Source organism: Psychrobacillus insolitus (assembly GCF_003254155.1).
Taxonomy (GTDB): Bacteria; Bacillota; Bacilli; order Bacillales_A; family Planococcaceae; genus Psychrobacillus; species Psychrobacillus insolitus.
The window spans coordinates 141,833-162,835 of sequence record NZ_QKZI01000003.1 but is presented as its reverse complement, the minus strand read 5'-3'; the positions used below and the strand labels follow the sequence as shown (position 1 = coordinate 162,835).

The window sequence follows — 21,003 nt, the reverse complement described above, 5'->3', positions numbered from 1 at the left end:
TGTAAAGAAGGTGGAAGGGTGAATTTAAAAACAGATGTTGTCATTATTGGTGGAGGCATTGCTGCTTTGCAAGCAGCTCGAGTTCTGGGACAACGATTTAAAGTTCATATAGTCACAAAATCTGAGTTGAAAAATAGTAGTTCTTATAAGGCGCAGGGAGGGATAGCGGCTGTATCTAGTCCAAATGATCACGTTGACCTTCATGTGGCAGATTCATTACAAGCTGGTGTCCATCATCATCATGAAGAGAATGTGGAAACGCTTGTCAAGTCAGGGGCAAATGTTATTAGTGAACTGATTGCTGGGGGTTTACCTGTAGACCGAAAATCTAATGGTGAAATTTCTTTAGGATTAGAAGGAGCGCATAGTCGTTCTCGTATTATTCATTCTGGGGGAGATGGAACTGGACGAGCATTAGTTGAGCATTTACTAAAAATCATGCCTGAAAACGTGGAGATTCATCCGCATGAATTTGCGTATGAATTACTGTTAAATATAGACGGAGAATGCATTGGAGTAAGAACGCTTCATGAACATACAAAAAAAACATATCTAGCTTCTTATATCATTATTGCAACAGGTGGAGCAGGTGCACTTTATTCTACGACATCTAATTGTTCCAATAGTTTTGGCGATGGCATTGCACTTGCCTACCGTGCTGGAGCAGAGGTTGCAGATATGGAGTTTGTCCAATTCCACCCAAGCTTGTTATTTGTAAACGAGAAAGCGAAGGGCCTAGTCTCTGAAGCTGTTCGTGGAGCAGGTGGAAGATTTATAGATGAACAAGGTAATCTTCTCATGGAAGGTGTTCATCCTTTGGGAGATTTAGCTCCTCGTCATATTACTGCTTATGAAATGTATAAGCATAGAAAACGTGGAAAAGAAGTATATATCGACATTTCGATGATGACAGAATTTACAACAAAGTTTCCTACGATCACACAGCTGTGCGTAGATAATAATATAAATTTAGAAGACGGTAAAATTCCAGTTGCACCAGGTAGTCATTTTTTAATGGGAGGGATTGTAGCTGATGCAACTGGTCAGACAACAATACCACGTCTCTTTGCAATTGGTGAAGCAGCATGTACAGGAGTGCATGGGGCAAATCGTTTAGCGAGTAATTCTTTACTTGAAGGAATAACATTTGGAAAAAGTATGGCTGAATTCATTTTAACTTCTTTTTCTACACAAACAAATTATCATAAAAAAAATATAAAGGATCAAACTATACCTATCAAACTACTAACAAAACAAGAGCTTCAATTGAAAATGATGGAGAGCGCTGGAATTGTTCGGTCGCATAAAGGTTTATCTAATTTTCAAAAACAGTTACCTACTCTGAGACAATGTTCGAAATTGCGTTTTGTGGGGGAGACATCTGAGGAAATTGAAATCTATTTCATGCATATTGTTGCTTCTCTGATAGTGAATGCAGCAATACTTCGAACAGAATCTCGAGGGGCTCATATCCGTGCGGACTATTCGGAGACAAACTTCCTGTGGCAAGATAATTGGATTATTACCCAACTAGATACGATGAAGGTGAGGAAAGGTTTATATGAACATCATCAAGCTAGAAGACATGTTGAAGCAATTTTTTAATGAGGATATTGGAGACGGTGATTTATCAAGTGAGTTTATCTTTTCATCACTTGACCAAGGATCCTTCACTTTTTATGCAAAGGAAGATGGCATATTTTGTGGAACGCTTATTATTGAAACTGGTTTCCGTATTTTAGACTCATCCATACAAGTAACACTTTTAAAGCAAGATGGTGACAGCGTTTATAAAGGGGAAGCTTTAGCCAAAATTGATGGTTCACTTCAAAAATTATTAATCGGGGAACGCGTTATATTAAATTTAATTCAGCGAATGTCCGCAATTGCAACAATGGCAGCAAACGCGGTAGCTCAAACCGCGGGCACCAATGCTCGAATTTGTGATACTCGTAAAACAATGCCAGGATTACGAATGTTAGATAAGTATGCGGTGCGTACTGGTGGTGCCTTCAATCATCGTAACGGTCTATATGATGCCATCATGTTAAAGGATAATCATATCGCTTTTGCAGGTAGTATTACACATGCAGTTGAAACGGCTCGTTCCAAGATTGGTCACACTGTGAAAATTGAAGTTGAAATTGAAACGAGAGAACAGTTACTAGAAGCGGTAGAGGCAGGTGCGGATATTATCATGTTTGATAATCGAACACCGGAAGAAATTAGGGACTGGTTACCACTAGTACCAAGCACAATTGCTACTGAAGCTTCTGGAGGCATCACTACTGAAAATATTCGCTCGTATGCGGAGTCTGGAATTCAGTGGATATCATTAGGTGCCCTAACACATTCGATAAAAGCATTTGATATTAGTGCACTTGTTCATATGAAGGGAGCTATGGTGTAATGACATTATCAAGTATTTTACAAAATCCAACTATTTTACCTGAGTATTATCGTAGTCTTTCTGTATCTGAGATGGAGAGTCGAATTACGGAAATTAAAAATAGACTAGGTAATAAATTATTTATTCCAGGACATCATTACCAAAAAGACGAGGTTTTTCAGTTCGCAGATGTGACAGGAGATTCTCTACAACTCGCACAAGTTGCAGCTGCAAATAAGGATGCTGACCATATCGTTTTTTGTGGTGTACATTTTATGGCAGAAACAGCAGATATGCTAACAACTGAAAACCAAACTGTTTACCTTCCAGACATGCGTGCTGGTTGTTCGATGGCAGATATGGCGAATATTTATCAAACAGAGGAAGCATGGAGTCAATTACAAACTCTATTTGGTGACACGATTATTCCTTTAACATATGTCAATTCGACAGCAGCTATTAAAGCATTTACCGGGAAAAACGGTGGTGCATGCGTCACTTCTTCTAATGCGAAAAAAATGGTAGAGTGGGCTTTCACACAAAAAGAGCGTCTCTTTTTCCTACCAGACCAACATCTTGGTCGCAATACTGCATTTGATTTAGGTATCCCACTGGAACATATGGCTGTATGGAATCCCATTAATAACTCTCTTGAATTTGATGGAGATGTAGAGGACATTAAGGTCATTCTTTGGAAAGGTCATTGTTCCGTTCACGAAGGTTTTACTTTGCAAAGTGTTCAGCATATTCGTACCATGTACCCTGATATGCAAATTATTGTTCATCCAGAATGTAGCCGCGAAGTTGTTGCAGCTTCTGATGATAGTGGATCTACAAAATATATTTTGGATACTATTGAAAATGCTCCTAAGGGGTCAAGTTGGGCTATAGGAACGGAAATGAATCTAGTAAAAAGAATTATCAAGAATCACCCAGAGAAAACGATTGTTTCACTTAATGAAAATATGTGTGCATGTTTAACGATGAATCGTATTGATCTGCCTCATTTACTATGGACACTTGAACGAATTGAAAATAATGAAGTTGGTAATGTCATCAAAGTTGAAGAAGATGTAGCTATACAAGCAAGATTATCTCTTAGTCGAATGCTGGAAAGAGCTTAACAATATAAATTAAAATAATAAGTCTAAAGCTAGTTTACACTGGCTTTAGGCTTATTATTTTTGTATGGGTTTAGACATAAATGAAGGAATAAGATTTCGGATGTCGAAATATAATACTATGGACATATGGAAAGCAGGGATATATATGACTAAAAGAAAATTAATAGCAACTGATTTATTTAAACTGCACTCAATAACGAATCCGGTATTAGCACCAAGTGGGAAAGAGGCAGTATTTATTCGAACTATCATGCATGAATTGGATAATAAATATTATACATATCTGCATCATGTCAATTTAGAAACAAAAGCTGTTTCGCAGTGGACATATACGAAAGAGATTATTTCTTGCCCTCAGTGGTCAAATGATGGAAAAAGTATCGCTTTTTTATCTAATCGAGAAGAAAAGAATCAATTATTTTTAATGTCTTCAGATGGAGGAGAAGCAAAAAAACTAACAGATTTAGAAAATGGAGTTTCTAGTTTTGTATGGTCTCCTTGTAGTGAAAAAATTTGGATTTCTGCTCTCCTGAAAGAAGGCAAAACATGGTCTGAAAAAGCTGATAAAAAAGAGATAAAATTACCTGAAGTATATGTAGTAGATCAGATGAAATATCATATGGATGGTACTGGTTTATTACCAAAAGATACGTATAAGCAAATTGGCTGGATCGATCTAAATACAGAAGAAATTGTTCCATTCAAGGTAGGTAATTACCATTATAATTTAGAAACGATTTCTCATGATGGAAAAAAACTTGTTATTGGTGTAAATCGGGAAGAAAATCAAGACTTTTCATTCCGAGAGCCTTTGCTATTAGTTGATGTGGAGACAAAAGTTGAAACTGTGATAGTTGATGAAGAGGGTTATTTTGGAGGAGTGGCATTTTCGAAAGACGACCAATATTTAGCATTTGTCGGGTCGCCTTGTACTTTCCAAAATGCTACTCATTCAGAAGTCTACATATATGAGTTAGGCACCGGAATTCGCCAATCATTAACGGAAGGAATCGATGCACCAGTTGGTGATTATGTTGCGGCTGATTTCCAGCAAGGTGGACGTGCGCCAAGTGTTGTTTGGACGGAAAGTAACCATTTATATTTCCAACTATCTACAATGGGAGATGTTCGTCTGTATTTTGCTTCACTTGAAGGTGAGTTATATCCAGCAACTGGTGAGTATGAGCATGTGTATGGCTATGATGTGGATGCATCAGGAATATTTGCTCTTGTGACAATAAGTACCTCAATATTTCCCGGGGAATTATTTTGCCAGAATTTAGCGACTGGTGAAAGAACTGCCCTTACAAATTTTAATGAAACATTTATTAAAGACGTTGAGCTTGTCGAACCAGAAGTTGTTGTATATAAAGGTGCAAAGGACTGGGATGTGTATGGTTGGTTGATGAAGCCAGTTGGATATGAAGAAGGTCAGAAGTACCCTCTAGTTGTCGAAATACATGGCGGTCCACATACAATGTATGCGAATACGTTTTCCCATGAGTTCCAGCTATTGGCTGCGGAAGGTTACGGTGTCCTTTATGTAAATCCAAGAGGTAGCCATGGCTATAGCCAAGCATTTGTCGACGCTGTAAGAGGAGATTATGGTGGCGGTGACTATGAAGATATTATGGCAGGGCTAGAGTATGTAGTGAAAGAAAACGACTGGATCGATGAAACGAGACTTGGTGTAACCGGTGGAAGCTATGGAGGATTTATGACTAACTGGATTGTTGGTCATACCAATCGTTTTAAAGCAGCTGTCACACAGCGTTCTATATCTAACTGGGTCAGTTTTTATGGTGTATCTGATGTTGGCTACTATCTTACACCTTGGCAAATTGGAGCAGATATGACAGATATTGATAAACTTTGGAATGCATCTCCGTTAAAATATGCAGCAAACATTGATACACCGTTACTTATTTTGCATAGTGAAAATGACTATCGTTGCCCAATTGAACAAGGTCAACAATTATATATTACGTTGAAAGCAATGGGGAAAGAAACGAGCTTTGTTCGATTCCCAGAAGCAAGTCATAATTTGTCGAGAACAGGTTTGCCAAATTTACGTATAGAGCGTTTAAAACAAATTACCGGATGGTTTAAGAAATATATTTGAAAAAACAAGCCTTACTTTCATTTCGAAATGAAAGTAAGGCTTGTTTTTTATTGTTTATGAAATCCTTTTTTATAATAGATAAACACTAAACTAATAACCCATATAGGTCCTACGATTAAAGCAATTCTCGTATCTGGGAAGTACGCCATGAGCACGAGTACTAACACCAAAAAGGCAAGTACAAGATACGATCCAAGTGGATATAGTAAAGCTTTATACGTTAACCTGGAAACCTCTCCTTTAGAGAGCGATTTTCGGAATTTTAATTGGGACAATAATATAATGCCCCATGTCCAAACAGCACCGAATGTAGAAATACTTGTTACCCATATAAACACTTTTTCCGGTACAAGATAATTTAACAAAACTCCTATTAATAATAAGAAAGCAGAGAATAGGATAGCTTTCGAAGGGACACCAGTTCTACTAATTTTCTTAAATGATGCAGAAGCTTGTTTTTGCTCCGCTAGATTAAATAGCATGCGCCCTGTACTGAAAATCCCACTATTACAGCTAGATAGTGCAGCCGTTAAGACAACAAAATTGATAATTCCAGCAGCCGGCCCAATGCCAATTTTCTCAAACATCAAGACGAAAGGACTTCCATTTTCACCTATTTCATTCCAAGGATATATAGACATAATGACAAATAAAGCACCTACATAAAACAATAAGATACGCCAAAAAACAGTATCTATTGCACGAGGAATGACCTTTTTCGGGTTTTTTGCTTCACCAGCTGTTACACCAATCATCTCAACACCTAGGTAAGCAAACATAACCATTTGCAAGGACATCAAAACACCTGTAACTCCATTTGGGGCAAATCCGCCGTTCGACCATAAATTACTAATCCCAACAGCCACTCCGCCATTCCCAATCCCAAAAATAATTACACCTAGTCCCATAAATATCATTGCTAGTATGGCAACAATTTTAATGAGCGCAAACCAAAACTCAAATTCCCCATAAGCTTTAACTGCTATTAAGTTGACTAATGTCATGACAATTAGTGCTGCTAGGGCCCAAATCCAGCTTGCTGTATCCGGGAACCACATCTTCATGTAAACACCTACTGCTGTAATCTCGGCCATACAGGTTACAACCCATAAAAACCAATAATTCCAACCAGTAATATAGCCCGCAAGCGGTCCTAAATAATCCTTTGCGTACCTACTAAAAGATCCGGATACTGGATTATAAACAGCCATTTCACCAAGTGCACGCATAATGATTAATATGGCAAAGCCGCCAATTATGTATGAAATAAGAATTGCAGGTCCTGCAAGTCGAATAGCTGTAGCAGAACCTAAGAATAACCCAACTCCAATTGCGGCTCCTAAAGACATTAAGGTGATATGCCGTTGTTCTAATCCACGTTGTAATTGTTGATTTCCACCCATTGTGTTTCACTCCTTATTCAATAAATACTACTGTACTATAACACTTTTTAAATAATAGAGTATTAGAAGAGAAGAGTCTAGCAAAATTATATGTGGTAACATAATGTATATGTTATTGGGACGGGGGCTATGAAATTGAGGACAGTAAATATTAGAAAAGTAGTAGAAGAGGACATGGTTCGTTTATGGGAGTTAAGTGCAAAAGAAGAAGCACCTGAATGGAAAAAGTGGGATGCTCCTTATTTTCCATATGAACCAAAAACATTAGAGGAATTTTTAGAGAAAAAGCATCATTACATAGATCAAGATGATTTCTGGGGCATTTATCTGGAAGAAGAGTTAGTAGGTACTCTTTGTTATTACTGGGAGCACGAAGCATCGCTATGGTTAGAGATGGGTATTGTTATTCATGAACCGAAATATTGGAGTGGAGGTATTGGTACGGAAGCGATGCGTTTGTGGATTACGCATTTATTCAACGAATTACCACTTGTCCGTGTTGGTTATACCACTTGGTCTGGCAATGAACGAATGATTAAAGTTGGAGAGAAACTAGGAATGACGATGGAAGCAAGACTACGAAATTGCCGCTTCTATAATGGTGTTTACTATGACTCCATACGCATGGGGATACTCCGAGAAGAATGGGTTATAGATGATATGGAATAAGCAAAAATATCTACTGAATCATTCTGCGAATAAACATGTTCTACCTATCACCTCATATTATTGAAAAATATGTGACCTTTCAAGTAAGAAATGATTGAAATTGATGAGGTATCAGGCGACCTTTCTTCTGTCATCTTATATAATAGAAAGTATATTTTGATGGAAGGAATTTAAACTCATATGCAACTAGCGATAACGTTTATTATATTAGCGATAACTATTGTTTTGTTTATAAGTAACAGAGTACGAGCTGATTTAGTAGCTATTTTAGCGCTTTTAGCATTTGTCATTACGGGGATATTAGATACTAATGAGGCGATTGCAGGGTTTTCGAATTCAGTTGTTATCATGATAGCTGGATTATTTGTTGTGGGTGCAGGTATTGTACGGACGGGACTTGCGCAGTCTGCGGGTAATTTACTCCTTAAATTATCTGGAGAAAGTGAGCAAAAGTTATTTGTTTTATTGCTCATCATTACAGGTGGTGTAGGTGCATTTATGAGTAATACAGGAACTGTTGCATTAATGCTTCCGATTGTCATTAGTATCGCAATTAGTATAAATAGCAGTCCTTCGAATTATTTAATACCACTATCGTATATCAGTAGTTTGTCGGGGCTTTTAACGCTTATCGCTACGCCAGCCAATCTAATTGTTAGTCAAGTACTGGTTGAAAACGGGTATGAAAAGCTTGGTTTCTTTGAGATTACGCCAGTTGGAGTTATTGCTATAATAGTTGGAATTCTTTATTTTGTAGTTGCACGGAAATATATTCTTCCAAGTGGGGAAAATAAAAATGCACAAAGAGAAGGACATAAACTTTCGCCAAAGCAACTCGCAATTGACTATGAACTTGGAGGGAATTTACATCATTTAAAGGTTCCAGAAGGTTCTAGTATTATTGATAAACAATTAGCAGATTTAAAACTGCCTGCGAAATACCATCTAGCGATATTGAAAATAGAACGTAAATCGATGGAGGGGTTAAATTTACTTCCTATTTCATATCAAGAAATGGCTAGTGCTTCCAGTATTATTCACTCAAACGATACGTTATATATTCAAGGAGCATTGAGTGATATAAAGCAGTTTGTTTCCGACTTTGGTTTAGACATTGAACAACAAGATTCGGAAGCAAGTGAATTAGTATCCAAACAGTTTGGTATAGCCGAAGTTCTATTAACGCCACATTCAAGTTTAATCAATGAAACAGTAGGTAGTATTGGTTTTCGTGAAAAATATAATTTAAATATTCTAGGAGTCAATCGAAAAGGGGATTATGTGTTAAGTGAAATGGCGCATGTACGGCTTCGTTTCGGTGATGCTCTTTTAGTGCAAGGTGCCTGGGATGAGATTGAAGTTCTTGCTAGAGCGATGAATGATGTTGTCGTAGTTGGACAACCAAAAGAGCATGCAAGTATGGCAGCTGCTAGTGGAAAAGCTCCGATTGCAGGTGCAATTATGCTATTCATGATTATATTAATGATTTCTGAAGTTTTCCCTGCTGTCATTTCTGTATTAATCGGAGCAGTGCTAATGGTGATTACAGGATGTTTGCGTAATATGGATGATGCTTATGGCAAGATGAACTGGGAAAGTATTGTGTTAATCGCAGCGATGCTTCCGATGGCTACAGCACTTGAAAAAACAGGTGGGATGGTCATTCTCTCTGAAGGAATAATTGAACTTCTTGGTGGCTTTGGGGCAATGGGTGTACTTGCAGGAATTTATTTTATCACAATGGTGTTTGGTCAATTTATAAGCAATACAGCGACTGCGGTTTTGTTTGCCCCGATTGCGATGAGTGCAGCAATTAGTATGGGATCAAATCCATATACATTTTTAATCGCGATTGCTGTTTCTTCGAGTATGGCTTTTGCGACACCAGTTGCATCGCCGACAAATGCACTTGTAATGACTGCTGGAGGGTATAAGTTCTTCGATTTTGTAAAAGCAGGAATTCCATTGCAAATCGTTATGTTCATCGTTATGATGATTGTGATTCCGATTTTCTTTCCACTATAAAAACCAAGAAGATTAATATGATATAATGAAATTAATTAAATTCTGAAAAGTGAGGGTACACATATGCAAAAAATGAATGTAGAAAGTTTTAACCTAGATCACACAAAGGTTGTCGCACCATTTGTTCGCTTAGCTGGAACAAAAGTAGGAACTCATGGAGACGAAATTTATAAATATGATATCCGTTTCAAACAACCAAATAAAGAACATATGGAAATGCCAGGATTACATTCTTTAGAACATTTGATGGCAGAAAAAATTCGTAACCACACCGATCAAGTGGTAGATTTAAGTCCAATGGGTTGCCAAACAGGTTTTTATTTATCTGTGATCAATCACGATAATTACGATGAAATTCTAGAAATTTTAGAAAAAACATTAGAGGATGTACTAGTAGCGACAGAAGTTCCTGCATGTAATGAAGTGCAATGCGGATGGGCAGCTAGTCATAGTTTAGATGGAGCAAAAGAGATTGCAAAAGAAATGCTAGCTAAAAAAGATGAATGGCGTCAAATTTACCAAGAAGAGATTAAATAATAAAGCATATATAAGGTGTCTTTTCATTGTATAAACACAATGGAAAGATGCCTTTTTTAAAAGATCGGCCAAACGTACCAGTCACTTCTTTAAAATCAAGCAAATATGAATATACGACATATCCGTAATTAAGTGCAAAAAGGGGCTTTTCTCCTACATTAGCACTTATTTTAAATTATGTCGTACGTCAATTTTGCTCATTTTTGGTTTTCGTAGTTTTTTAGAGATCAATTCTTGGTTATGTTTATGAATGATACTTGGATGAGGAAATAATTTCAGCGACTTTCTGTTAGGGATGATTATTAATTGTAGAGTATATTTGGGTGGGATGGAATGGATTAGAGCGTAATTAGTGATGAACATTTACTAATTTACACATTAATCAACGAAATACTACTGAAAAATTATTAAATGAATGGTAAAGTTTGTTTGGAACACAGGCTACGAAGATTATGCTGAAAAGGAGGAACTAAATTGGAATATATTTTAGATCACGTTGGAATTGCTGTTAGAAGTATTGACGACGCTCTTCCTTTTTATCTTAATGTATTAAATGGGTCATTGGAGGACCGTTATACAAGTGATGCACCTGGTGTTGAAGTACATGTTGCTGTTGTCAGAACTAATGATAAAGTAATTGAATTGCTGGCACCAACCAACAAGAACTCGCCAATGGCTCGGTTTATTAAGCAACGAGGGAAAGGGGTGCATCATATGGCATATCGAGTGGACGATTTGGACAAAGCAATACTCGAGGCAAGTAAAAATGGAGTTCGTTTTCTAGAGGACACACTACGTACTAACACCCGTGGAAGAAGACTAATTTATATTAATCCGGCATCAACTGATGGAACTTTGATAGAACTTTGTAGTTATCCAAATAATTAAAGAAAACTTAATTAAACTATAATGCTGTTCAACTTACACAGCGGATTAGTTGAACAAGTTAAAAATTGAATCATTTATAGTTATAAAACATTTCTTAGTAATGAGGGATGTTTTTTATTTTTGTCTTAAATTTAAAGTTACTTACATAACAATTCCTTCAATTAATGTGACGCGATTACTAAGAATCTTTTGAGATGAGTAACTTAGAATAGATATAATTATCAGTACGATTATTCTAACTGTTCAGTTAATTCGGTATGATGTAATTAATTGATTGAACGCTCAATCATAATTGGTAGTTCATTAAATTTTAGGAGGAATTAAATTGTCATTAAAAGTAGGCGATATTATTACATTTGAACGGACTTTCACAACAGAAGATGTTGAAATGTTTACTAAGGTTTCAGGTGATAAAGGTATTCATCATTTAACCCCTGATGAGCAGGGAAGACTTGTAGTTCAAGGATTACTAACGGCAACTCTTCCAACAAAAGTTGGTGGAGATAATAACGTATTAGCTCGTACTATGAATTTTGAGTTTTTAAGACCAGTATTTACTAGTGATACAATAATTTGCGAAGTAACAATTGAGCAATTTGAAAAGCGGGATAATAGAACACATATTACTAGCTCTTTTTTATGTACAAATCAGCATGAGAAACAAGTATTGAGAGGGAACTTTGCGGGAGTAATATTATAAACTCATATGTTCTCATAAGGGACGGAAAGTACGGAGAAAAACATTTTTTCTTTTCACTAACTTGGTACGTTACTCGAAGGTTCGAAATCGAATTCACTAACTTTTAAGAGCGTTACTACATAATCTAATGTAGTAACGCTCTAGTTTTATTGGAAATAAAAGCTTTCAAGTGGACAACGGGTGCTTGTGCTTTTCTTCGTTTAGCTTAACCAATATGAATAGTATAGAGTGTGTTTTACCAAAAAAATGCGGAAGCCAGGACGATGCCTGTAATTGCACCAAGAGCGATGCCAAATCCAAGTCCAAATCCACGTCTTCCAAAGAATCCCAAACCATAACCACCAAGATTTTCATCAGGTCGGATCCAGACCATATCTCTACTAACTCTAGTTATTTCTCCTACATGAACGCTACCATCCCGACAAGTAATTCTCACCTTTTGCCCATGATATCTACAACATTGATTATATAAATTAGATTGATACATTTTCATCCTCCTTTCAAAAATAGATTCATACAAGTATGTTCTATTAATATATTCAGTTGATAGACTTACGTAATAGACAAACGTCTAGAGAATGGTTATTAATGTGAAAATCAAATTCCAAAAAACAATAAGGAATTCGAAACATATACTACAACATAAAGAATGGAAAAGGATGGGATACTTGTCGGTAATTCAAACATACGATTGGCTTTATAAATTTGCAGAGTTATGTGAGGAACAATCGGGAAAAAATTCTTCTTATATGCAGCGTGAAATAATATGCCGTCCACTTATGAAGTTATTTCCTAAAATAACACCTGAAGTATGGCAATATGAACTTCTTGGCCATGGATTATTTGAGTCTGATGAATGGATAAACATAGCAAGCACTGTAAAAGAGATGGAAGTACAGAACGTTTGGGGAATTGTGAAACAGGAATACCGATTTCTAAGAAAATTATGGAATGGTCCAAAGGCTTCCATCTATATTTTCCCTCTAAAAAAAGCAAGTCTAAAATCAGGAGAGCAAATGCCCAATAAAAATGGGGTCGCATATAAAGGGGCGATATTCTTATTTTTGTCTGCCGAGCTAACTATAGAAGAAATAAAGGCATTATTGGCGCATGAATATAACCATGTTTGCCGACTAAACTTATTAGATTTGGCTCCTGATAAAATTCCTTTGAAGGATTCGTTGATCATCGAGGGTCTTGGGGAGTATGCAGTCAAGGATCTGTATGGTAAGAAGTTTTTAGCACCTTGGATAAATCTCTATTCACATGAAGATGCTATTAATATATGGAAAAAGCACTTTATTCCTTCTTTGAATGTTTTGGGAGTTAATAATCATCATCTGTTTTTATACGGTAAAATGAGAAGTCCGTTTCCTAAATGGATTGGGTATCATATAGGGTTTCAAATTGTGAACACCTACCAAAAGAAACACGGTCCTTTTCCAAATGGCGAGTTATATACCAAATCCTCTGAAGAAATAATAGCCGGATCCAAATTTCCTATTATGTTAAGTGACAACTAAATGTACGGTAACCGATGAATTTGCGGTTACGAAGTATAAACTCGTTATGCTCTTCCCATAAATCATAGAAATCTGTATTTATGTTTTTCGATTGATTTATGTCAGTAATGTCACTTTGGATAAATTCAGACGGAGTATTTATCATGTCAACTTGAGTAAATCCAGCTTGCTGTAACTGCAATATCCATTGTTTTTCAGTTAAAACCTCATGTATGCCATATAGGCTGCATACTTTTCTTTGTAATTCTTCTGTCAGGTATTGTTCAGCTATCATTTCAATGATAATCATTCTTCCATCACTTTTCAGAACTCTGGAAAGCTCCTTTAATGTCTTTGAAATATCAGTAAAAACGATAACAGATTCAGCTATGATTAAATCAAAGGAATTATCCGCGAAATCTAAATGTTGTGTGTCTCCTTCCATGGCATTGACAGAGACTTTCCTATTCTTAAATCGTTCCCTAGCTTTTTCTACCATAATCGGGTGATTATCTACTGCAGTCACTTGACAATGAAACCTTTCAGCCAAGAAAGCTGCCGTCTGTCCTGTACCACAACCTATATCAAGCACAGAATCAACTGGTTGAATGTTTTCATCTTCCAATAGAGATAGGGTTAGATTGAAACCTCCAGGATGTGCACCACCAATTCCAAAATAAGCTAATAAATCTAAATAACTATTAGACACTATATTTCCCTCCAATTTTTATTACAACTTATTTTATTACAACTTATAATATGCAAAATTTATTTCCTTAACTGTATGGGGGTGTGAAATGACAACGTCACTTTCTCGGCTTTTTCTCGTTTATCTTATCACCGCAACTTTTGTCCAAAGCGAACTAGCAACGTTCAAGTAAAAAAAGGGAGTTTTTCTTATTAACTTCCTAATATTTCTAGATAGTATATATATTTAATAATTCATTCAATTTAAACATTAAAAATATTGAAGTTTTCTGTTGAATACTTATGCATAAAGGCTTATATTATATAAATCCTAGAAAATTCATTCAAGGATGAGTTAGTAGTTTTTAATACTAATTTCGATCGTTATTGCACATCCTAAATCATGGGAATAAACTATACTAACTTGTAGAAAAGTGAAGGTGAACAACATGAGTAACTGGCTAGATTTATATGAAAATATGGGGGATTACTTAGCGCCGAGTATGGCAAAAGATCATCCTAATATTCCGATTGTGAAGGAAGAAGGCTGCTACTACTATGGTGTAGATGGCAAGAAGTATTTGGATTTCACATCAGGGATTGCGGTAACCAACACTGGGCACCGTCATCCAAAAATCGTTCAAAGCATTAAGGACGCGGCAGATCAACTTGTACATGGACCATCAGGTGTCATTATGTACGAATCGATTTTGAAACTAGCAAAAAACCTTGGCGAAGTTTTACCAGGAAATTTAGATTGTTTCTTTTTTGCTAATAGCGGAACCGAAGCGGTTGAAGGTGCATTGAAGCTTGCTAAATATGTGACAGAGCGTCCATATGTAGTATCATTTACGGGCTGTTTTCATGGTCGCTCACTAGGAGCACTAAGTGTGACAACATCGAAGAGCAAATATCGTAAATTTTTACAACCTTCGCATTTGTCTTACCAGGTTCCTTATGCGGACGAAAAGAGTTGTCCAGAGGGAATGGATCCGGAAGTCTATTGCGTAGAACAATTAGAGAAGGATTTTAAACGTCTTTTCCAGCATCAAGTTACACCTGAGGAAGTTGCTTGTATTATTTTAGAGCCAGTACTTGGTGAGGGTGGATATATCATTCCTCCAAAGGCATGGGTCAAGAAAATTCGAGAAATTTGTGATGAGCATGGTATCCTGTTAATCTTCGACGAAGTGCAAACAGGTTTTGGCCGTACTGGCGAATGGTTTGCAGCTCAATATTTTGAAGTAACACCAGACATTATGGCGATTGCAAAAGGTATTGCATCAGGATTACCACTCAGTGCGACAGTTGCTTCCAAGGAATTAATGAAAAAATGGCCATTAGGAACACATGGAACAACTTTCGGTGGAAACCCTATCGCATGTTCAGTAGCTTTGGCAACTTTAGAAATACTTCATGAGGAAAAACTTGTGGAAAACTCGAAAGTTGTTGGAGCTTATGCAAAAGAGCAATTAATAGAGCTTCAAGCAAAATATCCTATTATTAGCGATGTCCGTTCAATTGGTTTAATGATTGGGATTGAAATATCGAATCTTGAAACAGGCGAGCTAGATGGACAAGCAGTAATGAAAATTCTCGATTATGCATTAGAAGAAGGCGTGCTCTTTTATCTATGTGGGACTGTTGGAGAAGTCATCCGCATGATCCCGCCATTGACTGTAACAAAGGAACAAATTGATGATGGTTTAGAAATGCTAGAAAAGGCTATTAAACGGTATATGGACGAAATATAATTCAAAGGAGAGAAAAACATGAAAAATAAATTATTTATGTTGATGCTAGTACTAGTGATTGCTGTTTTAGGAGCATGTGGTACAGCAGACAAAGAAGAAACATCAGGTAACGAAGGCACAAAAACAGAGGACAAAAAAGTATTAACCATGGGGACATCGGCTGATTATCCACCATTCGAATTTGTTGATCCTACAGTTAGCGAAGAAATTATCGGGTTTGACGTTGACCTAGCAAATTTAATCGGTGAAAAATTAGGATACGAAATTGTCATTGAAAATATTGACTTCAACAGCTTAATTCCATCTATACAAGCAGGTAAAGTAGACTTCGTTTTAGCTGGTATGAGCTCAACACCAGAACGTGATAAAGTAGTAGATTTCTCAATCGCTTATAACGAAACAGTACAAATGGTCGTAACGAAAAAAGATAGCGGTATTGAAACTGTAGAAGATTTAGCAGGCAAAAAAGTTGGAGTTCAAGTTTCTTCCATCCAAGAAGACCTTGCAAATGAAGTGGCGAAAACTGTAGACATGACAGTTGAAAGCCGTAACTTAATTCCAGAGGTTTTTCAAGATATAATGACTAAACGTTTTGATGCTGCAATCATCGAAGATATTGTAGCGGAAAACTATACAGAGCGTAATACTGATTTAACTTTCTTCCCAGTAGTAGTAGATGATGCTGACTATAAAGCAGCTGTATTCCCTGAAGGCAGTGAGTTAAAAGGTCAGTTTGACGAAACAATTCAAGAATTAATCGATAATGGTGAAATTGAAAAGTTAAGACAGAAATGGTTTGTAGTAGAAGCAGAATAATATAGCTTGAAAAGAAAGGAGGGCAACGATGTTAGATTTTACAGCAGTCGTTCCCTCTATTCCTTATATTTTAAAAGGAATAGGTATCACGCTTCAAATCGTTGTTGGAGCAACTATCTTGGGTCTTGTATTAGGTGTTTTATTAGCACTTTGCAAAATTGGGAAAATTACTATATTACGATTACTAGCAGATTTTTATACATCTATTTTCCGCGGAACCCCGCTTGTATTACAATTAATGCTTATTTACTATGCGATTCCTCAGTTATTTGATATTCAAATTGATCCAATGCCAGCTGCTATTCTTGCATTTGGTTTAAATTCAGGAGCTTATATTTCTGAGATTATTCGTGGTGGTATTAATGCGGTCGATAAAGGCCAGCTGGAAGCATCACTTGCATTAGGTATTCCATATACAAAAATGATGAAGGATATTATTTTACCGCAGGCGATGAAAAATATCATGCCAGCATTGATGAATGAATTTATCACATTAAATAAGGAATCTGCAATTGTAACGGTGATCGGGGCACTCGATATTATGCGACGTGCAGTCGTTGTTGGTGGCTCTAATTATCATTATTTAGAGGCATTAATAGTTGCCGGTGTAATTTATTATATTATGACACTCATTTTAACATTCCTTGGAAAAATGCTAGAAAAGAGGATGAGAAGAAGTGATTAAAGTAGAAAATTTGCATAAATCATTCGGAAAAAATGAAGTGCTAAAAGGCATTTCAACTGAAATTAAAGAAAAAGAAGTAATTGCAGTGATTGGGCCTTCTGGTTCAGGAAAGTCAACGTTTCTACGTTGTATGAACTTATTAGAGGAGCCAACGAAGGGTATTATTACGATTGGTAAGGATGTCGTAACAGACAAGAAAACAAACATTATGAAGGTACGCGAAAATGTCGGAATGGTGTTTCAACATTTCCACTTGTTCCCTCACAAGACAGTGCTTGAAAACGTAACGTATGCTCCAATCAATGTGCAGGGTATTTCAAAGAAGCAAGCGATTGAAGCCGCGGATGAGTTACTACGTAAAGTTGGACTTTTTGAAAAACGCGCTGAGTATCCAAATCGCCTGTCAGGTGGGCAAAAGCAGCGTGTGGCTATTGCTCGTGCGCTAGCGATGAATCCATCTGTAATGCTTTTTGACGAGCCTACTTCTGCGCTCGATCCTGAAATGGTAAAGGAAGTACTTGAAGTTATCAAGTCGCTTGCAGATTCAGGTATGACGATGGTCATCGTGACGCATGAAATGAACTTTGCACGTGAAGTAGCGGATCGCATTTTATTCCTAGATGGCGGTCAGCTAGTTGAAGATACAGCACCAGCTCAGTTTTTCTTGGAGCCGAAATCGGCACGTGCGAAAGACTTTTTAGCTAAGGTCCTATAATTTCTAAACGAGCAAACCCTTTTAATCAGGGGTTTGCTTTTTAGGTTGTACAATATCTGACGTTGGTGAAATAAAATCCTGATCCACGCTGATTTCGTTCCGAGCGGACGCTTTCCGTGGGGCGTGCGGTGAGCCTCCTCACCCTTGAAAACCGCGCTCCTGTGGGGTCTCACCTGTCACGCTAATCCCACTGGAGTCGCCGCTCGGAACGAAATAAGCTAAGAGAATATTGGAACCATAAGTTCAAATAGATATAGAAAACAAGACTTGAAAAACTATAAAAAAAGACTGCCGCAAAAAATCAGTTTTCCCGACTTTCTGGACAGTCCCGCGACAAATAAATAAGTAAATCAATTATAGCCGACTAAAATTCTTCACCAACGTACATTTGGCAAAGAACCTTTTTTTCTTGGTGCCTGGCACTCTATTCTACCCTAAGTAAAAAGATAGATGTTCAGAAGACTCGCCTTTGTTAAATTCGATTGTTTCGATAAACTTTTCAATAGTAGAAGTAAAGTATGCATCAGAACGTCTAATAAAAACTGTTTTTATTTTACTGTATTTTTCAGGTAGGGAATGGAATTTAATAAGACCTCTACTTTCAATATGGGCTACAGCTGATTTTGGAACAAATGTAATGCCGAGTCCTACTACAACACTGCTTAAAATTGTTTCCAAAGTACCAAACTCCATTACTTTTTGTGGTGTTATATGTTGATCTTTATACCATTCTGTAAGTCTTGCCCGATAGCCACAACCCTCGCTAAAACATAAGAAGGGTTCACGTATTAATTGTTCCATTGATGTTATATTCGGATCCGATATTAATACAAGCTCTTCTTGAAAAACATCATAGGAAATGAGATCTTGATGCAGCTCCGTCTCCGTTATGAAAGCTCCATCCAGACGGTGATTTAATACATCTTTCTGCAATTTTTCTGTGACTCCTGAGAAAAGAGATAAATCCACATTTTTATACTTTTTGGTATAGGCAGATAAAATTGGAGGTAGTTTGATGACAGTTTCTACTGATCCAATTTCTAGTTTTCCAGATGGCTCTTCCTTGCTCTGTACTACTTTTTTCATTTCATTTGTTAAGGCTAATATTTTCTCGCAATATACTAATAGTTTTTTTCCTTCTGGAGTTAAACTCATTCCTCGATTGTGTCGGTTAAACAAAGGAGTATTTAATTCAGTTTCTAACTTCTGAATTCTCGAAGTAATATTTGATTGTACATAGCGTAACTCTTTTGCTGCCTCCGTGACAGTTCCTTTTTGTGCAACTGTTTGGAAAATCTCCAAATCTTTAAACTCCATTATTTTAACCCCACTTAACTTATCGCTTTTATTATGATATCACAATTCTTGATGGCAAACATCATTATTATTCATTTTACATGATAGTGGAATATAGCGTTTAATGAATATTAATACACTCAGAAAGGACTGTCGTACTTGAAAAATAATGTGTTTTTAGGTGCTTTACTATGTTTTATTGCAAGTGTTTCCTGGGGTGCTATGTTTCCCGTTGCTCACAGTGCTTTTAAACATATTGACCCATTTTACTTTACTATTATTCGTTATGGAGCAGTGACGGTAATTTTAGTTGCACTTCTATTTTGGAAAGAGGGAGCACAGGCTTTCCGATTAGAAGGAAGAGGAATGCTATTGTTGTTTTTTGGTACAATGGCTTTTGCCGTATATAATTTACTTATTTTTTATGGAGAGGATCTTTTAGGTGAGTCAGGAGTGATGGCAGCATCTATTATGGAATCTTTAATGCCTATGATATCTATTGTAATATTTTGGATAATGCATAGAAAACGACCTTATACATTCACATTAATATGTGTATTTCTAGCTTTTATAGGTGCTTTTTTAGTGATTACAAAGGGTAAATTTGGCGTATTTCTATCCGCAACAGATAATCTAATTCCCTATCTTCTTATCTTTATCGCGGTTATTGGTTGGGTTGTCTATACAATGGGCGGAGATAAGTTTAGGGATTGGTCTGTGCTTCGCTATTCAACTTTAAGTTGTCTACTTGGAACAGTATCTGCCATGGTTATCGTTTTAGTATTAACTCTTTTTGGATTTATACATGTACCTACAATGGAAACAATCAAAATTGTCAGTCCGCATTTATCATTCATGATAATATTTCCTGGTGTCATTGCATTAATCGGATGGAATGTAGGAGTTAGTATTTTATCTCCGCTAAATGGTTTATTATTTATAAATTTTGTGCCAGTAACAACATTAGTAATTTCCGCTATTCAAGGTAATCAAATAACATCATATGAATTAATAGGAGTCGTTTTTATTGTTTTCTCTTTAATTGCAAATAATATATTTGTACGATTAATTCAGAAAAAAATGGGAACGAAGCGTTTCAATAAAGTATTGAATGAAAGTGTTTCATAAGATTAACTTTTGGAATTACAATAGTCCTCTTATCTAAAAAGTAGGCAGCAACGGAGGTTATGAACTCTGTATGCGCTTTTCATCGTATTTTTCATCGTTTTGTATAAAGTTAAGTTTATTGTGAAAGATAAGAATGAATCTGAGCAATGGATTTGGTTTTTATGTTGCTTTGTTTCTTAAAGGAAACGAAGGAGGTGTTAATTTGTGAGAACGATACAGAGAATTGCTTTATTTCTCGTACTTGTTGGGGCTATTAACTGGGGACTAATTGGTTTTTTCCAATTTGATTTAGTTGCGTCAATATTTGGAGGTCAAAATGAATTTATGTCTAGAGTTATCTACGGCCTTGTAGGGTTGAGTGGACTGATTTGTATTCCATTATTATTTGAACCGATGAGAGATCTTGATGTGGATACTGATCGTGTAAGTTCTAGAAAGCTCAATTATGAAACAGAATTTAGTGAGGAGCCAGAGTTCACTAACGTAAAGACGTTTCCTAAGAAAGATAAAGACGAAGAGAAATAATTGAATTGTATTAAAATGATAGGTAATAGCTAAATTAA

At 36.5% G+C, this 21,003-nt stretch carries 20 protein-coding genes; 16 read left to right on the top strand and 4 right to left on the bottom strand.

Annotation, left to right across the window (positions count from 1 at the left end):
* Positions 1 to 18 precede the first annotated feature (18 nt).
* From nadB to C7437_RS10105, 4 genes are all read left to right on the top strand, one after another.
* Positions 19 to 1,605, top strand: coding sequence for an L-aspartate oxidase (nadB, locus tag C7437_RS10120; RefSeq protein WP_111439568.1), 1,587 nt, complete (start codon positions 19 to 21; stop codon positions 1,603 to 1,605).
* Positions 1,562 to 2,410, top strand: a complete 849-nt coding sequence (nadC, locus tag C7437_RS10115) for a carboxylating nicotinate-nucleotide diphosphorylase (protein ID WP_111439567.1) — start codon at positions 1,562 to 1,564, stop codon at positions 2,408 to 2,410. The genes nadB and nadC overlap by 44 nt, the downstream gene beginning before the upstream one ends.
* Complete coding sequence (nadA, locus tag C7437_RS10110) at positions 2,410 to 3,513, top strand: quinolinate synthase NadA (protein WP_111439566.1); 1,104 nt, start codon at positions 2,410 to 2,412, stop codon at positions 3,511 to 3,513. Before nadC ends, nadA begins: the two co-directional genes overlap by 1 nt.
* Before the next feature lie 145 nt (positions 3,514 to 3,658).
* The gene (locus C7437_RS10105; protein WP_111439639.1) at positions 3,659 to 5,635 is read left to right on the top strand and encodes a S9 family peptidase; all 1,977 of its coding nucleotides are present in this window, start codon (positions 3,659 to 3,661) and stop codon (positions 5,633 to 5,635) included.
* A 47-nt stretch (positions 5,636 to 5,682) separates the two neighbouring features.
* Here C7437_RS10105 and C7437_RS10100 read toward each other — a convergent pair whose 3' ends face one another.
* Entirely contained in the window at positions 5,683 to 7,038 is a 1,356-nt protein-coding gene (locus C7437_RS10100) for an amino acid permease (protein WP_111439565.1), read from the bottom strand.
* A gap of 174 nt (positions 7,039 to 7,212) precedes the next feature.
* Here C7437_RS10100 and C7437_RS10095 point away from each other — a divergent pair, with 174 nt between their 5' ends.
* The 5 genes from C7437_RS10095 to C7437_RS10075 all read left to right on the top strand — a co-directional run bounded on the left by C7437_RS10095 (position 7,213) and on the right by C7437_RS10075 (position 11,857).
* A complete protein-coding gene (locus tag C7437_RS10095; protein WP_425450566.1) occupies positions 7,213 to 7,707 on the top strand; it encodes a GNAT family N-acetyltransferase in 495 nt (164 codons plus the stop codon).
* A gap of 180 nt (positions 7,708 to 7,887) precedes the next feature.
* On the top strand, positions 7,888 to 9,732 hold the full coding sequence (locus C7437_RS10090; protein WP_111439563.1) for an SLC13 family permease: 1,845 nt from the start codon (positions 7,888 to 7,890) through the stop codon (positions 9,730 to 9,732).
* 63 nt (positions 9,733 to 9,795) lie between these two features.
* Complete coding sequence (locus C7437_RS10085) at positions 9,796 to 10,269, top strand: S-ribosylhomocysteine lyase (RefSeq protein WP_111439562.1); 474 nt, start codon at positions 9,796 to 9,798, stop codon at positions 10,267 to 10,269.
* A gap of 474 nt (positions 10,270 to 10,743) precedes the next feature.
* Complete coding sequence (locus C7437_RS10080; protein ID WP_111439561.1) at positions 10,744 to 11,157, top strand: VOC family protein; 414 nt, start codon at positions 10,744 to 10,746, stop codon at positions 11,155 to 11,157.
* Between the two features lie 325 nt (positions 11,158 to 11,482).
* Entirely contained in the window at positions 11,483 to 11,857 is a 375-nt protein-coding gene (locus C7437_RS10075; protein WP_111439560.1) for a hotdog family protein, read from the top strand.
* Between the two features lie 235 nt (positions 11,858 to 12,092).
* On the opposite strand, the gene C7437_RS10070 is transcribed toward C7437_RS10075, so the two are convergent.
* Complete coding sequence (locus C7437_RS10070; protein WP_111439559.1) at positions 12,093 to 12,344, bottom strand: hypothetical protein; 252 nt, start codon at positions 12,342 to 12,344, stop codon at positions 12,093 to 12,095.
* Between the two features lie 181 nt (positions 12,345 to 12,525).
* Here C7437_RS10070 and C7437_RS10065 point away from each other — a divergent pair, with 181 nt between their 5' ends.
* Positions 12,526 to 13,380: a DUF2268 domain-containing putative Zn-dependent protease gene (locus C7437_RS10065; RefSeq protein ID WP_111439638.1), complete on the top strand. Its 855-nt coding sequence runs from the start codon at positions 12,526 to 12,528 to the stop codon at positions 13,378 to 13,380.
* Here the strand turns inward: C7437_RS10065 and C7437_RS10060 are convergent.
* Positions 13,361 to 14,068 carry a class I SAM-dependent methyltransferase gene (locus C7437_RS10060; protein ID WP_111439558.1) on the bottom strand — a complete coding sequence of 236 codons (708 nt, stop codon included), beginning with the start codon at positions 14,066 to 14,068 and terminating at the stop codon, positions 13,361 to 13,363. The two genes, C7437_RS10065 and C7437_RS10060, sit on opposite strands and share 20 nt — an antisense overlap.
* Before the next feature lie 427 nt (positions 14,069 to 14,495).
* On the opposite strand from C7437_RS10060, the gene C7437_RS10055 reads away from it, so the two are divergent.
* From C7437_RS10055 to C7437_RS10040, 4 genes are read left to right on the top strand one after another with little or no spacing between them, the layout of a single operon-like run.
* Positions 14,496 to 15,800 carry an aspartate aminotransferase family protein gene (locus tag C7437_RS10055; RefSeq protein WP_111439557.1) on the top strand — a complete coding sequence of 435 codons (1,305 nt, stop codon included), beginning with the start codon at positions 14,496 to 14,498 and terminating at the stop codon, positions 15,798 to 15,800.
* A gap of 18 nt (positions 15,801 to 15,818) precedes the next feature.
* The gene (locus C7437_RS10050; protein WP_111439556.1) at positions 15,819 to 16,616 is read left to right on the top strand and encodes a transporter substrate-binding domain-containing protein; all 798 of its coding nucleotides are present in this window, start codon (positions 15,819 to 15,821) and stop codon (positions 16,614 to 16,616) included.
* A 28-nt stretch (positions 16,617 to 16,644) separates the two neighbouring features.
* The gene (locus C7437_RS10045) at positions 16,645 to 17,301 is read left to right on the top strand and encodes an amino acid ABC transporter permease (RefSeq protein WP_111439555.1); all 657 of its coding nucleotides are present in this window, start codon (positions 16,645 to 16,647) and stop codon (positions 17,299 to 17,301) included.
* The gene (locus C7437_RS10040; RefSeq protein ID WP_111439554.1) at positions 17,294 to 18,016 is read left to right on the top strand and encodes an amino acid ABC transporter ATP-binding protein; all 723 of its coding nucleotides are present in this window, start codon (positions 17,294 to 17,296) and stop codon (positions 18,014 to 18,016) included. Before C7437_RS10045 ends, C7437_RS10040 begins: the two co-directional genes overlap by 8 nt.
* Before the next feature lie 429 nt (positions 18,017 to 18,445).
* Here the strand turns inward: C7437_RS10040 and C7437_RS10035 are convergent, their stop codons facing one another.
* On the bottom strand, positions 18,446 to 19,333 hold the full coding sequence (locus C7437_RS10035) for a LysR family transcriptional regulator (protein WP_111439553.1): 888 nt from the start codon (positions 19,331 to 19,333) through the stop codon (positions 18,446 to 18,448).
* 138 nt (positions 19,334 to 19,471) lie between these two features.
* On the opposite strand from C7437_RS10035, the gene C7437_RS10030 reads away from it, so the two are divergent.
* Both C7437_RS10030 and C7437_RS10025 read left to right on the top strand, forming a co-directional pair.
* Positions 19,472 to 20,440 carry a DMT family transporter gene (locus C7437_RS10030; protein WP_111439552.1) on the top strand — a complete coding sequence of 323 codons (969 nt, stop codon included), beginning with the start codon at positions 19,472 to 19,474 and terminating at the stop codon, positions 20,438 to 20,440.
* Between the two features lie 204 nt (positions 20,441 to 20,644).
* Complete coding sequence (locus C7437_RS10025; protein WP_111439551.1) at positions 20,645 to 20,965, top strand: DUF378 domain-containing protein; 321 nt, start codon at positions 20,645 to 20,647, stop codon at positions 20,963 to 20,965.
* Positions 20,966 to 21,003 lie beyond the last annotated feature (38 nt).

Coding starts and splice junctions, on each gene's coding strand:
- C7437_RS10085 (WP_111439562.1), top strand. CDS start 9,796: ATGCAAAAAATGAATGTAGAAAGTTTTAACCTAGATCACACAAAGGTT.
- nadC (WP_111439567.1), top strand. CDS start 1,562: ATGAACATCATCAAGCTAGAAGACATGTTGAAGCAATTTTTTAATGAG.
- C7437_RS10070 (WP_111439559.1), bottom strand. CDS start 12,344: ATGTATCAATCTAATTTATATAATCAATGTTGTAGATATCATGGGCAA.
- C7437_RS10105 (WP_111439639.1), top strand. CDS start 3,659: ATGACTAAAAGAAAATTAATAGCAACTGATTTATTTAAACTGCACTCA.
- nadA (WP_111439566.1), top strand. CDS start 2,410: ATGACATTATCAAGTATTTTACAAAATCCAACTATTTTACCTGAGTAT.
- C7437_RS10100 (WP_111439565.1), bottom strand. CDS start 7,038: ATGGGTGGAAATCAACAATTACAACGTGGATTAGAACAACGGCATATC.
- C7437_RS10095 (WP_425450566.1), top strand. CDS start 7,213: ATGGTTCGTTTATGGGAGTTAAGTGCAAAAGAAGAAGCACCTGAATGG.
- C7437_RS10090 (WP_111439563.1), top strand. CDS start 7,888: ATGCAACTAGCGATAACGTTTATTATATTAGCGATAACTATTGTTTTG.
- C7437_RS10035 (WP_111439553.1), bottom strand. CDS start 19,333: ATGGAGTTTAAAGATTTGGAGATTTTCCAAACAGTTGCACAAAAAGGA.
- C7437_RS10050 (WP_111439556.1), top strand. CDS start 15,819: ATGAAAAATAAATTATTTATGTTGATGCTAGTACTAGTGATTGCTGTT.
- C7437_RS10055 (WP_111439557.1), top strand. CDS start 14,496: ATGAGTAACTGGCTAGATTTATATGAAAATATGGGGGATTACTTAGCG.
- C7437_RS10045 (WP_111439555.1), top strand. CDS start 16,645: ATGTTAGATTTTACAGCAGTCGTTCCCTCTATTCCTTATATTTTAAAA.